Here is a 13575-nt window from a genome sequence, read left to right on the forward strand (position 1 = left end):
ATAAAAAAAAACCGGCATAATTATTTTTATACCAGTCATTGATTGTTATTTGATATTTTTAATTACCATTGAAATAAAGGTCGTGAATTCATCATTGAATTTACTTGAGATTTTATTTGATTGATTTTTATATCATTATGAGGATCTTTTATCACTTCATTTATAAATTCCGCTATTTTACCCATATCTTCTTCTTTCAGACCTCTTGTGGTTATGGCTGCTGTTCCAAATCTAACTCCGGAAGTGATAAAAGGGCTTCTATCATCATAAGGAATCATATTTTTGTTACATGTTATATCTGCTTGTCCTAAAACTTTTTCTGCTTCTTTTCCTGAAATATTTTTATTATGTAAATCAATGAGCATTAAATGATTATCTGTTCCTCCGGAAATAATTTCAAAATCTTTTTCTATCAATGCTTTTGAAAGAGCTTGCGAATTTTTAAGCACTTGCAATATATAGTTAAAATAGCCTTCACTCAAAGCTTCTCCAAATGTTATGGCTTTTGCTGCAATTATATGTTCTAAAGGTCCTCCTTGTGTACCAGGAAATACTGCACTATCTAAAACTTGTGACATTAATTTAATTTCTCCCTTAGGAGTTTTTTGCCCAAAAGGATTTTCAAAATCTTTACCTAACATAATAATTCCTCCTCTTGTTCCTCTTAGGGTTTTATGAGTGGTTGTAGTAACTATGTCACAAAAAGGCATAGGGTCTTTAAGAATACCTTTGGCAATAAGTCCTGAAGGATGGGAAATATCCGCCATTAAAATAGCTCCTACTTCATCTGCCGCTTCTCTAAATTTTGAATAATCAAAGTCTCTGGAATAGGCTGAGGCTCCACAAATAATCAATTTAGGTTTTTCTCTTTTTGCTGTTTCCAACATTCCCTCATAATCTATACGTCCATCCTCCTTGTTAACCTGATAAAAAACTGCTCTATAGTTTATTCCTGAAAAATTAACAGATGAACCATGGGTTAAGTGTCCACCGTGTGCTAAATTTAACCCCATAACAGTATCTCCCGGTTTTAGACACGCTAAAAATACGGCAGCATTGGCTTGTGCTCCTGAGTGTGGTTGTACATTAACATATTCTGCTCCGAATAATTCTTTAGCTCTGTCAATAGCTAATTGCTCTATTTCATCAATAACTTCACATCCTCCATAATATCTTTTCCCTGGATAACCTTCTGCATATTTATTGGTTAACACAGAACCTGCAGCCTGCATAACTTCTTCACTAACAAAATTTTCTGAAGCGATCAGCTCAATTCCTTTAAGTTGTCTTTCTTTTTCCTTTTTTATTAAATTGAAAATTATATCCTGACTCATAATTTAATTTTATTTTATTCAAATATACAATAAGTTGTAAATATAAAAAATGTTTACTTTATATTTAGATATTGTAATGTATTGATATTTTTATTTATAAATTATTATTTATTTTTTACTCATTATATTTTTTTCCCAATTCCAAGAATCCCTAACCATATCATCTAAAGAGAATTTTGCTTTCCATTGTAATTTTTGATTAGCTTTTTGGTAACTAGCATATATACTTTCCACGTCTCCTTTCCTTCGTTGACCTATGATATACGGAATTTTAATTTTATTTATTTTTTCAAATGTCTTTATTATTTCCAATACAGAATTTCCTCTTCCGGTTCCGATATTGAAAACATCAAAATTTAACGAATTTTCTTTTTTCAACAAATAATTACATGCTTTTACATGTGCATTAGCTAAATCAACCACATGTATGTAATCTCTAATACAAGTTCCGTCTGGAGTATTATAGTCACCACCGAATACTGTCAATTTTTCTCTAATCCCTATAGCTGTTTGTGTTATGTATGGCATTAAGTTAGAGGGAATTCCTTTAGGTAATTCTCCTATTAAAGAAGATTTATGTGCTCCTACAGGGTTAAAATACCTTAAAGACAAAACTTGTATGTTATTTGCTATAGATGTTTTTTCTAAAATATCTTCTGCCATTTGTTTAGTACTTCCATATGAAGACAAAGATTTTTGAAGAGGAGAATGTTCATCTACAGGTAACTTTTCGGGTTGCCCATAAACTGTAGCTGAAGAGGAGAATACAATACTATCTACCTTAAATTCATTCATAACCTCTAACAGATTTATTAAAGAAAGTAAATTAGTCCTGTAATAAACAAGAGGAATTTCCATAGATTCTCCAACTGCTTTTTTAGCTGCAAAATGAATACATGATTTTATATCGGAATTTTCTTCAAAAATTTTTTTTAATTTATTTATATCACAAATATCAGAGTGATAAAATTTAGGTCTAATTCCCGTAATTTGTTCTATTCTGTCCAAAATAAATAATTCAGAATTACTAAGATCATCTGCAATAATTGGATTAAAACCTGATTGTATCAGTTCTACAACTGTATGTGAACCTATAAATCCTAATCCCCCTGTTACTAATATGGAATTATTCATAATATAGTTAAATTTAAGTAAACAAAAAATATCTAGATTTGATTTGTTTTTATTCTTTTTATTCTGTTTTTATAAATTACATCTGTAAGCATAGGTACTTCTTCAACCTGTACATTATAAGTATCCAAACCCAATGCTGCTGTATCAGAAATTCCTATATACTTAACTAAATTATAAAATCTTAATATAAACCTTTCTTTTATTGATAACAAATATTCTTGATTAAAAACTCTATCAGTTAAAATATATCTAAAGTCAGAGGGTATATCATATTTCTTTAATGATGGGTAATTACTTATGAGACTAATTTTCCCTGATGCTTTAAGGTCTTCTAATACTTGATTAAAGTATATGTTGATTAAAGGTTCAACTTTAAATCCTAATTTAAAATTCACATTATACAAAGTATTTGGAATTAACTCTAAAACATCATATTCAAAAGTATAGGGGTTAGAATCATTTTCAACCCTTAAAAACCAATAATAATCTGCTCTTTTAGGATTTTTATTTATAATGGAAAAAATAATTTTTGCTTCTATTTCTACAGGTTTTTTTGTTCTGCTTACATATACTAAATTATTTGAATATTTAGGTATTTCTTTATCATTTTTCATATCCTGTATAATAGGTAAATAGGGCTTTAAACTTACATATTGGACATATTTATTTTTAAGTTTTCTACCATTATACCAAATATACATACAAAATGCTATAATTCCTGCCAACAGCATTGTTATCCAACCACCATCTTTAAATTTTAATACATTAGCATAGAAAAAACCACCTTCTAAAGTAATATAAACTACTGCAAATAATAAAATCAAAAATTTATTAACTTTTTTATAATTAAGATAGTAAATTAACAATACTGTTGTCATAAGCATGGTTATCGTTATTGCTAAGCCATAGGCTGCTTCCATTCTTGATGATTCTTCAAAATGAATCACCACTATAATACATGAAATCAATAAACCCCAGTTTATTGCCGGTATATACATTTGACCTTTTTGGTAAGAAGGATATTCTATACGCTGCCTAGGCCAAAAGTCTAATGACATAGCCTCACTAAAAATAGTATAAGACCCTGTTATTAAAGCCTGACTTGCAATAATTGCGGCTAAAGTGGACATTGTAACCCCTATTACTAAAAAACTATGGGGCATCATCATAAAAAAAGGATTCCCTCCACTATTTGCTTCCGCTGGATTTGAAAGAATCCAAGCTCCTTGCCCCAAATAATTTAATATTAAACAAGTCTTAACAAAGAACCAACTAATTCTTATATTTTTTATTCCACAATGTCCTAAATCTGAATATAATGCTTCTGCTCCTGTGGTACAAAGGAAAACCGCCCCCATAATAACAAGAGTTTCTGGTTCTGTTATGATAAGCCTAACTGCGTAATACGGATTTATAGCTTTAAATATGTAAAGATGAGGGATAACTTCTATAATTCCTAAAATAGCCAACATTATAAACCATAAAAACATTATTGGTCCATAAAATTTCCCTATCGATTGAGTTCCAAATTGCTGAACAACAAATAATACCATTAAAATTAAAAGGGTTATAAATATAACCGGAGTATGAGGATTATAAATTTTCAATCCTTCTATAGCAGAAACAATGGTCATTGACGGGGTAATAACTCCATCAGAAACTAAAGCTGCTGCCCCTAAAATTGCAACAATATAAAGCCATTTTTTTTTTAATTTTTTCACTAGTGAATAAAGTGCTAATATTCCCCCTTCTCCATTATTATCTGCTTTTAATGCAATTAATACATATTTTACAGTAGTCTGAAGAGTTAATGTCCATATAATACATGAAAGAGCTCCTTCTACAAAGTCCTGATTTATTCTACCTTTACCTACGGCTACTATGGCCTTCATCACATATAATGGAGAAGTACCAATATCTCCAAATACAATCCCCATGGTAACAATTAAACCTACGAAAGTAAATTTAGCCGTAATTGAATTATTGTTTTGCACCTTATTTATGTTTAATAAACTGATACAAATTTATAATATTTATAGAATAACCATTAATTTTATTTTATTTGATAATTTTTTAAACGAATTATTTTAATTGTAAAAAAGCAAAAACCGGATAATGATCTGAAAATTTTATATTTTTATTTACATAACTGCTTTTAGGAATAAAATCGGGACTCGTAAATATATAATCAATTCTTATTGGATAAAAATAATCATAAAAGGACATTCCTAAGCCTGATCCACATAACTCAAAAACATCTAACATATTTCCTTTTACATGAAAATATTCATAAGATAGAGGTACTGAATTTAAATCTCCACAAACAATAGTAGGATAAGGAGACTCTTTTATATATTTAATTAATAAATCTATTTGAACCTGATGTTTTTTATATCCTGTTGACAATTTTTCAACAACAACCTTTGTTTTATCTTTAGCATCATCTACTTTTTCTATTCTAAATATATTTTTTGTTAAAAACATAGGCTCTAAATAAATATTTATACACCTGATTATGGATTCGTCTTTTTGAATATCTGCCAAACAAGCATAACCATTTCCCGGAAGAATTATCTTTTGTTTATTAATTATAGGATATTTTGAAGAAATTGCTACCAAATCAAATACAGCATTATACCTATCCACTAAAAATGTTTCTTTAGACCTCCACTGTCTCGTATATATTTCTTGAAAAAAAGCTATATCTACATCTCGTTTTATTACAGAATCTTCTAAAGCCCTTAAATCCTTACTTTCGTTGGCATAACGAATATTATAAGTTAAAATTTTAAATTGCTTTTTTGATGTCTTATTTGCAATGATTTTATTTCCAAAATGTATGTATTTTTTTATAGGAAAAAGTAAAAAAATCGTAAATAATAAAAAAGGTATGAATATCAATTCTCTTTTTATTAACCACATTATTGTAAATAAAAGATGAAAAATAAATAAAATGGGAAATATCAAAGAAATAAGCCCCAAATATGGAAAATCTTTGGGCTGGACTATTTTATTAAGATATACTATACATAACAATAAAGCTATTATACAATGTAAACTAAAAAATAAATAGTTTTTTTTATTATGTGTAATAAATATCATAATTTTTTAGAAGAATTAAATAGAAATTCTTTTTCTTCTTTTGTAAGGTTTTCATATCCATATTTAGATATCTTATCTAAGATAGCATCTATTTTTTTCTGATTTTCTATTTTATTTTCATTAAAATTTTTATTTGTATGAACACCTGATTTGGTTGATTGATATTGAATTTTTTCTTTTTTTCTGTTTTTAGAAGAAAAAATCCTTACTTTGATAAACGAAAATATTTTGTAGAAAGTATTAAAATTAGGAACTATTTTTCCTAAAAAATCATTTCCTGTCTGAAATGATTTCATGTAAAAAAAACCGAAAGCTGCTGCAGCTATCCTTGCTATAAATACATTCATTGTAAGAGATGATGAACTCAAAGATGAAAAAGCATCTAATACTATAAAAATTATCCCTAATACATAAATTGGAAACTGAACGGGTAATGGAAATAAAGAAACCGGCATTCTAGGATTATAAGATATAACAGCAAATAGCACACTATATATCCCAACAATAGCACCATTTAAAAAAATATAAGTATATCCGGTAAGTAAACTAGATAATAAAAAAATTATTCCACCGAAAATATTTCCTAAAACAAAAAATTTAATAAAACTATTTCCATTGAAATAAATTCTAAAAATCTTTTCTGTAAAATATAACATTATCATGGCAAAAAATAAATCCCAAAGATTTTTTTGCACTATAGGAAAAGTAAAAAGTGTCCAAATATAAGGGATAAATTTATCTGCTGACAAAAAAATTACTGGTTCTAATGAGAAACCTGTTAGATTCATCAAAATAAAATTGAAAATCCAGTAAACAAAAGAAGAAATTATAAATATGTAGATTATTTTTACTCCTTCTGTACCACTTCTATAATAGTATTTTATTTTATTTATCCAATCATTATACATAAAAAACTTCTTTTTTTAATTCCACCTATATCTATTTTTCACCCAATAACGTGTTAAGAAAAAACCAAATACTGCTCCACCTAAATGTGCAAAATGAGCTACATTATCACCCTGAACTTCTTTTACACCCAGAAATAATTCTATTAATACCATTATAGGTATAAAATATTTAGCTTTCATAGGAATAGGGGGAAATATCAACATTAAAACAGAATTGGGAAACATAACTCCAAAAGCCACTAAAACACCATAAATAGCACCACTAGCCCCTAACAAAGGTGTTACTAAATTTAAATAAAACCTACTCGCTATATTATAATTTGTATTTTTGGGTAAAGTAGTTAACCATTGTGTACCCATTCTCTGAATATCGTTATCTGAGCTATAAATACTTAATTTAGAATATTGCCCAACTTCATTTAAAGGAATATTTTCAGCAAGTAAAGAATCATATAAATGCTTAAATTCAAAAAAATTAACTAGATTAAACAGAGCAAATGCCCCTAGGCCGCAAACAAAATATAAGATTAAGTATTTTTTTGTTCCTAATGCCTGTTCAACTGCAGAACCAAACATCCATAAAGAAAACATATTAAAGAAAAAATGAGCAAATCCTCCATGCATAAACATATGAGAAATAGTCTGATACCAATGAAAATTTGGAGAAAAAGGAAAAAAAGATGCAAAAATTACGTCTAAATCTATGCCATTCATTCCCAATATATATCGCGCAGCGAAAAAAATAGTATTTAATATTAATAAATTTTTAGTTACCGGTGGTATTACTCTATTCATTAGCAAAAAATTAATTAATCAAAATCAATAATAACAGTTTGTTCAAAATTTTTCTTTCCAAATGGATTATATTTTGGACACCCTAAAGACTCAAAATTTTTCCATATAGGATAAAACTGTGAAGGTTGGATAAATTCATTTCTTTTTTTGGCTGAAACTTTAGAAACAGATTTACTAAAAAATGTAGAAAATTCATCTTCAGAATGGTCAGAAAGCTCCATTAATAAATCATCTATAATATCAATTACCTTCTCTTGAGGAACATCTGAAGGAATTGCAGTAATCGTTACAATATCAGATTCTATATCCATATCAAAACCACAAGCAAATAAAGGGGTTTTGATAGAATCTAATTTTTCTTTTTCCATATCATATACTGGACGATTTATAGGGAATAATAACTGCTGGCTTAAAGCATTCCCTTTATAATTTTTTAAATGATTTTCATATAATACAGTCTGATGTATTCTATAAGGATCTAAAAACCATAATTTATTTTCCTTCTCTATGACCCATCTTCCATTTGAAAGCCTTAATAAAGATTGTTCTTCTATTAAAGGAGGGTTAGGTAAATCAAATATTTCAGGAGATAATATTTCCTTTCTTGATGAAGCATAAAGTTCTTGTAAATTTATCTTTTCTTTGGATGTAATAATTTTTTTTTCTTCAAAAGGATTATATGTAGGATTAATTTTGATTTTAGGTTCTGTTATAGAGGTATTTTTGTTTACAGAACTTAAATTACTCCACTCCGGATTCTGATCAAAATCCAAACTGGGAGCAACATTATATACTCCTAAAGATTTTTTTATTGTAGTTCTTAACAACATATAAATAGAGGACTCATCTTCAAACTTAATTTCTGTTTTAGTAGGATGTATATTTACATCAATTTTTTCAGGATCAATCTCTATATATATAAAAAATGACGGTAAATATTTTGACGGAATCAAATTTTCAAAAGCATCTTGTACAGCTTTATTTAAATAATTTGATTTAAAAAAACGATAATTTACAAAGAAAAATTGTTCTCCTCTTATTTTTTTCGCACTTTCCGGTTTTCCTATAAACCCACTTAAACGGATCCACTCTAGTTGTTCTGAAACAGGAATTAATTGATGCTGAATTTTACGTCCAAAAATTTCAGATATTCGTTGTAATACTCCCCCCGAACGTAACCTAAACAATTCTTCTTCATTATTAAATAATTGGAATTGTACTGTTTCATGTGCTAAGGCTACCCTATGAAATTCATCTAATATATGCCTTAATTCAACAGAATTAGATTTCAAAAATTTTCTACGAGCAGGTACATTAAAAAATAAATTTTTTACTAAAAAAACTGTTCCAGTTGCGGTATTAATAGGTTTTTGGGTTATAAATTCTCCTCCTTCTATTACCACATGTGTACCTATTTCTTCCTCGTTTTTTTTAGTTTTAAGTTCTACCTGGGCCACAGCAGAAATTGAGGCTAGTGCTTCTCCTCTAAAACCTTTGGTTTGTATATGGAATATATCTTCTGTTTTTGATATTTTTGATGTAGCATGCCGTTCAAATGCCATTCGGGCATCTGTTACACTCATCCCTATACCATTATCCACGACCTGAATCAAATTTCGACCGGCTTCTTTTACTATTAATATAACTTGAGTAGCTCCAGCATCTATAGCATTTTCCAACAATTCTTTAACCACAGATGCAGGCCTTTGGACTACTTCTCCTGCTGCTATTTGATTAGCCACATTATCTGGAAGTAAATGAATTATATCTGGCATATTTGCAAAGTTATTAAATCTTTTGAAAAGTAAATGTTATGTATACTTTTTCAAAGTAATAAGCAAAGTATAAAATATCAATTTTTTAGGGAAAATATTATACCTAAAAAATTGATATTATTTAAACTTTACAATATTTAAGCCACACTTTTTTACAAAGAAGAATCCTTGTTTATATAAACTTTATTATAAAAATCTATAAGACTTTCAAACCCAATATATTTACATAAAAAATCTATTATACGTCTATTTGGATTAGCTGTTGAACCTTCCTTTTCATTTATAAATTTATCGTAATATCTTATAAATGTTTTTTCACTAATATAAACTTTATAATGGATTTCAATTTCATGCGAAATATGTTTAGAAAGTGGGGTTTTTAATATTTGCAAAGTTTCTTTTTCAGCTTTAGAAAAAGCTAAAAAAATAATCTGTCTCATTACCTCTTGATATTCCATAAATTAAACCAGATTTAATTCTGTCTCTAAATCTTTTTTTAAACAATAAATATATCATAAAATAATGATTTTTATTCTCAATATAACATAATATTAATTTGTCCCTCAAAAGTCTTTACATTGTCCATATTTTTTGGACTTAACTCTTTTACTTTGTAAATAATTCAATTGAATGGCTATGTAGCAAATGTACAAAATGAATTAAATAAAGGAATAAAAAGTAGCTAATATTAATTATATCGGGATATTTATTATGTCAGCTATTAACTAATTTCTTAATTATCCCGAGATATTGGGTGTGATCTTACTTTATAACCATTAAAGTAAGCACGCTAATGTTAAAATTTAAAGTTGAATAAAAATGAAAAAAATTTTACTTATCGGAATTCTTATTTCCAGTTTAGGAGTAATATCCTGTGTTGGAGAGGATTATAACGATCTTACTGATGGAGAAATATCAAAAGGATCCCAACAAAAAATTCAAGCCGCTGAAACCAGTGGTGAACTTATTCAGTTGCCTAGAAGACTTGATAACAAAAAGGTTAATACAAGTGGTGAACTTATTCAGTTACCTAGAAGACTTGATAACAAACTTGATAATAAAGAGGTTAATACAAGTGGTGAACTTATTCAGTTGCCTAGAAGACTTGATAACAAACTTGATAATAAAGAGGTTAATACAAGTGGTGAACTTATTCAGTTGCCTAGAAGACTTGATAACAAACTTGATAACAAAAAGGTTAGTACTACCGGGGAACTTATACAATTACCTAGGAGACCTAATTGGTAGAAAAATTTCTTTTAAAAGAAAATTATACTATTATGCTTATAATGATCTTATAATTCAACAGCCTTAAAATATATTTTGTAAGATCTTAAAAAACCTAAAAAAAATAGATACTAATAAGAGTTAGTATCTATTTTTTTATCTTTATACTATTCTTTTTTAATAAAATCAAATTCTTTATCTTTGTTTAATTATGTTTGGTTTAAATAAAAATAATTTTTCTTTACTTTCCATCTTTAAAAAAATAAATTTATTTTGTTATATATTTTTCATTTTATATTCTTGTGATTCACCTGTCTCTATTTTAAACCCTTCTGAAACCTCCAACAATTTAAAGATACATCAATATAATGATAATAATTTTAAAGAAGTTTTTAATGACATCAAAAATGCCCGATCAGATAAAAATTCTTTATTATTAGGAAAAATATATTTTGAAGTTGGGTATTATTATCTTAACAAAAATATCAGTGATAGTGCATTTTATTATTTTAATCATTCAAAAGAAGAATTTCTGATTCAGAAAGATTCTTCCCATATTGGGGTTAATTTAATCAATATGGCTATTCTACAAGCTAATGAAGGAGATTACTTTGGAAGTGAAGAGACTGCAGTAGAAGCGTTAAAATATTTGAAATCTCCGGAATATAATTCTTTTATTTCTTCTGTTTACAATTGCTTAGCTATTTCTAAAACAGAACAAAAAGATTATGCTCAGGCAATTGATTACTATACAAAATCCCTAAATTATACAGTAAACAAACTTGACATACTATCCATCAAAAACAATCAAGCTGTCATATATTTAAAGAATAAAGAATATAATAGTGCTATTAAACAATTAACAAAATTACTTGAAACAGAACCTGAATTATACAATCACCCAATTATTCTAGCTAAAATTGAAGATAATCTTGCTTATGCAAAATGGCTGAACAACCCTAAATACAATGCAGAGCCCGAGCTTATTAAAACTTTAAAAATACGGGAAAAAGAAAATGATTTACAAGGACAAATAGCCAACCACTCACATCTTTCAAGATACTTCGCTAAAACAAATCCTTTAAAAGCTGTTTATCATGCAAAACTTATGTATAAAATAGCAAAAAAAGTGGGCACTCCAGATGATCAATTAGAAGCATTACAAAAGCTAACATTATTAGAAAACCCTTCAGAAGCAAAAAAACACTTTGTTTCCTATTTTCATCTTAATGATAGTATACAAACTAAAAGAAGTAAGGCAAAAAATCAATTTGCTTTAATACGCTATGAAGTTGAAAAAAATAAAGAAGAAAATTTACAACTTAAAGCTTTAAATGCCCAAAAAAATTATCAAATTCTTAAACAACGAGTATTAGTATTTTCAATAACAGGAGTTACAATTATAATTTTAATTATTTTAATAACATGGTATAAAAGGAGAAAGGAAAAGTTTAAACAGGAAAAATTGGAGGAAGTACATAAAACTGAAATTAAATATTCCAAAAAAGTCCATGATGAAGTAGCCAACGGAATTTATTACTTAATGATTCAACTGGAAAATAATTCTGACCTTAATTCATCAAAAATCATAAATAATTTAGAAGAACTTTATAACAGATCTAGAAATATATCTCATGAATCAGAGTTTAAGACAGACTTGAAAAATGATTTTGCAAATCTCTTGAAAGACATGCTTCAACCTTATGGAAAAAAGGACACGAAAATTATACTTTTAGGAAATAGTAAATTGATATGGGAAGATATTTCAATTAAAATAAAGGAGGAATTATATTACGTTATAATAGAACTTATGACTAATATGAAAAAACATAGCTGGTCGAGTTTAGTTACTTTAAAATTTAAAGAAAAAAATAAAGTTTTGATAATTGATTATTTTGATAATGGTGTGGGTATATCATCTTCCAAGAACTGGAAACCAGGTAAAGGATTAAAAAACATAGAAAATCGCATAAACACAATCAATGGAAAAATTTTATATAATATTGAATATAAAAAGGGATTTTCTGTAAAAATTATCATAAATTTACAAAAATAGATAATAATATGTTCAGAAAGATACTCATTGCAGAAGATTTTGATAGCTATAGCCTTGGAGTAAAAAGAACCATAGAAGAGTTAAATATAATACCTATAATTGATCAGGTGTTTTATTGCGACGACGCTCTGTTAAAAATACAAAGGGCTCTATTGGATCAGGATCCTTATGATTTATTAATTACTGATTTATCTTTCGCTTCTGATTACAGAGAACAAAGAATATCTGGAGGAGAAGAATTAATAAAAGAAGCAAAAAAAGAACAACCTCATCTTAAAATTATAGTCTTTTCGATCGAAAATAGATTTTACAAAATCAAATCAATGTTCGATGATTATCAAATTAACGGATTTGTTACTAAAGGAAGAGACGATTCTAAAGAACTAAAAAAAGCTATCATTGCAATTAACAATAACCAAACATATATTTCTCATGACAACAAAGAATCTAAACAAAGTCATGTTTATGAGTTTAGTGAATATGATATAAATCTACTTAAATTATTATCTCAGGGATTTACCCAAAAACAAGTAGAATTATATTTAAAGGAAAAACATATAAGTCCTAATAGTGAGAGTTCTATTGAAAAAAGGTTGGCATTTTTACGAGAATCTTTTGATGCTAAAGACACTAAACAACTTTTAGGCATTGTTATTGAATTAGGATTTATATAAAAATACTAACCCAATTTTCTTCTTTTAATTTAATGCTCTTTTTTACGGAAATCCGTAAGGAATGAAGTACATGCTGCATTACCTTTGCTACAAGATTAAACTTTTAGGCTTAATGTAAAGCCATTAAACCTAAAATTAACCTTATTTAAAAATCAAACATAAGTGTACAAATGTTACTTAATGATGTTTTATTTTATTATTTAATAGGTTTAAGCGTCAAAAAAATCTATATTTCATAAATAATCATAATAAACATATAGTAACAAAACTTGAAAGGGTGTTGATCTCTCAGATCAATGCCCTTTTTTTATCGATTCAAATATATGATATTTTTTGGATATACAAACATAAAAAATTACATTTATTATACAATTATTACATAACATAAGCTTTATTTTATAACAATAAAATATACAATATCTTTTTTTGTAGAAGAAGTATTAACATATTATCTAACAAACACAAAAAAAATTTGAAAATCTGTTAAAATATTAATCTAAATTTATTAATTATTAAATCAATTTTCATCTATGAATTTAATATAAATTTAAATTTAAAATAGTTTGTTTT

Annotated in this window: 11 protein-coding genes; 3 read left to right on the top strand and 8 right to left on the bottom strand. The window is 27.2% G+C overall.

The window, feature by feature from the left end:
* Nucleotides 1-62: 62 nt before the first annotated feature.
* From glyA to C4S76_RS09560, 8 genes are all read right to left on the bottom strand, one after another.
* A complete protein-coding gene (glyA, locus tag C4S76_RS09525; protein ID WP_105194240.1) occupies nt 63-1334 on the bottom strand; it encodes a serine hydroxymethyltransferase in 1272 nt (423 codons plus the stop codon).
* Nucleotides 1335-1442: 108 nt separating this feature from the next.
* A complete protein-coding gene (gene galE, locus C4S76_RS09530) occupies nt 1443-2468 on the bottom strand; it encodes a UDP-glucose 4-epimerase GalE (RefSeq protein ID WP_105194241.1) in 1026 nt (341 codons plus the stop codon).
* A 32-nt stretch (nt 2469-2500) separates the two neighbouring features.
* Nucleotides 2501-4405 carry a KUP/HAK/KT family potassium transporter gene (locus C4S76_RS09535; RefSeq protein WP_105194281.1) on the bottom strand — a complete coding sequence of 635 codons (1905 nt, stop codon included), beginning with the start codon at nt 4403-4405 and terminating at the stop codon, nt 2501-2503.
* Between the two features lie 145 nt (nt 4406-4550).
* On the bottom strand, nt 4551-5390 hold the full coding sequence (locus C4S76_RS09540; protein WP_181044099.1) for an endonuclease/exonuclease/phosphatase family protein: 840 nt from the start codon (nt 5388-5390) through the stop codon (nt 4551-4553).
* 176 nt (nt 5391-5566) lie between these two features.
* On the bottom strand, nt 5567-6478 hold the full coding sequence (locus C4S76_RS09545; RefSeq protein ID WP_105194243.1) for a rhomboid family intramembrane serine protease: 912 nt from the start codon (nt 6476-6478) through the stop codon (nt 5567-5569).
* 15 nt (nt 6479-6493) lie between these two features.
* The gene (locus C4S76_RS09550; protein ID WP_105194244.1) at nt 6494-7273 is read right to left on the bottom strand and encodes a rhomboid family intramembrane serine protease; all 780 of its coding nucleotides are present in this window, start codon (nt 7271-7273) and stop codon (nt 6494-6496) included.
* A 14-nt stretch (nt 7274-7287) separates the two neighbouring features.
* The gene (mutL, locus tag C4S76_RS09555) at nt 7288-9048 is read right to left on the bottom strand and encodes a DNA mismatch repair endonuclease MutL (protein WP_105194245.1); all 1761 of its coding nucleotides are present in this window, start codon (nt 9046-9048) and stop codon (nt 7288-7290) included.
* A 152-nt stretch (nt 9049-9200) separates the two neighbouring features.
* The gene (locus C4S76_RS09560) at nt 9201-9506 is read right to left on the bottom strand and encodes a hypothetical protein (RefSeq protein WP_105194246.1); all 306 of its coding nucleotides are present in this window, start codon (nt 9504-9506) and stop codon (nt 9201-9203) included.
* Nucleotides 9507-9867: 361 nt separating this feature from the next.
* Here C4S76_RS09560 and C4S76_RS09565 point away from each other — a divergent pair, with 361 nt between their 5' ends.
* The 3 genes from C4S76_RS09565 (at nt 9868) to C4S76_RS09575 (ending at nt 13005) form a co-directional block, all read left to right on the top strand.
* Entirely contained in the window at nt 9868-10296 is a 429-nt protein-coding gene (locus C4S76_RS09565; protein WP_105194247.1) for a hypothetical protein, read from the top strand.
* A gap of 190 nt (nt 10297-10486) precedes the next feature.
* Nucleotides 10487-12331, top strand: coding sequence for a tetratricopeptide repeat-containing sensor histidine kinase (locus tag C4S76_RS09570; protein ID WP_105194248.1), 1845 nt, complete (start codon nt 10487-10489; stop codon nt 12329-12331).
* Nucleotides 12332-12339: 8 nt separating this feature from the next.
* A complete protein-coding gene (locus C4S76_RS09575) occupies nt 12340-13005 on the top strand; it encodes a response regulator (protein ID WP_105194249.1) in 666 nt (221 codons plus the stop codon).
* Nucleotides 13006-13575 lie beyond the last annotated feature (570 nt).

Origin of the sequence: Apibacter adventoris (assembly GCF_002964965.1) — a bacterium.
In the GTDB taxonomy this organism is placed as follows: Bacteria; Bacteroidota; Bacteroidia; order Flavobacteriales; family Weeksellaceae; genus Apibacter; species Apibacter adventoris.

Excerpts from the sequence above, each read along its gene's own strand:
- glyA (WP_105194240.1), bottom strand. The coding sequence starts at position 1,334 with ATGAGTCAGGATATAATTTTCAATTTAATAAAAAAGGAAAAAGAAAGA.
- galE (WP_105194241.1), bottom strand. The coding sequence starts at position 2,468 with ATGAATAATTCCATATTAGTAACAGGGGGATTAGGATTTATAGGTTCA.
- C4S76_RS09535 (WP_105194281.1), bottom strand. The coding sequence starts at position 4,405 with ATGGGGATTGTATTTGGAGATATTGGTACTTCTCCATTATATGTGATG.
- C4S76_RS09540 (WP_181044099.1), bottom strand. The coding sequence starts at position 5,390 with ATGTGGTTAATAAAAAGAGAATTGATATTCATACCTTTTTTATTATTT.
- C4S76_RS09545 (WP_105194243.1), bottom strand. The coding sequence starts at position 6,478 with ATGTATAATGATTGGATAAATAAAATAAAATACTATTATAGAAGTGGT.
- C4S76_RS09550 (WP_105194244.1), bottom strand. The coding sequence starts at position 7,273 with ATGAATAGAGTAATACCACCGGTAACTAAAAATTTATTAATATTAAAT.
- mutL (WP_105194245.1), bottom strand. The coding sequence starts at position 9,048 with ATGCCAGATATAATTCATTTACTTCCAGATAATGTGGCTAATCAAATA.
- C4S76_RS09560 (WP_105194246.1), bottom strand. The coding sequence starts at position 9,506 with ATGGAATATCAAGAGGTAATGAGACAGATTATTTTTTTAGCTTTTTCT.
- C4S76_RS09565 (WP_105194247.1), top strand. The coding sequence starts at position 9,868 with ATGAAAAAAATTTTACTTATCGGAATTCTTATTTCCAGTTTAGGAGTA.
- C4S76_RS09570 (WP_105194248.1), top strand. The coding sequence starts at position 10,487 with ATGTTTGGTTTAAATAAAAATAATTTTTCTTTACTTTCCATCTTTAAA.
- C4S76_RS09575 (WP_105194249.1), top strand. The coding sequence starts at position 12,340 with ATGTTCAGAAAGATACTCATTGCAGAAGATTTTGATAGCTATAGCCTT.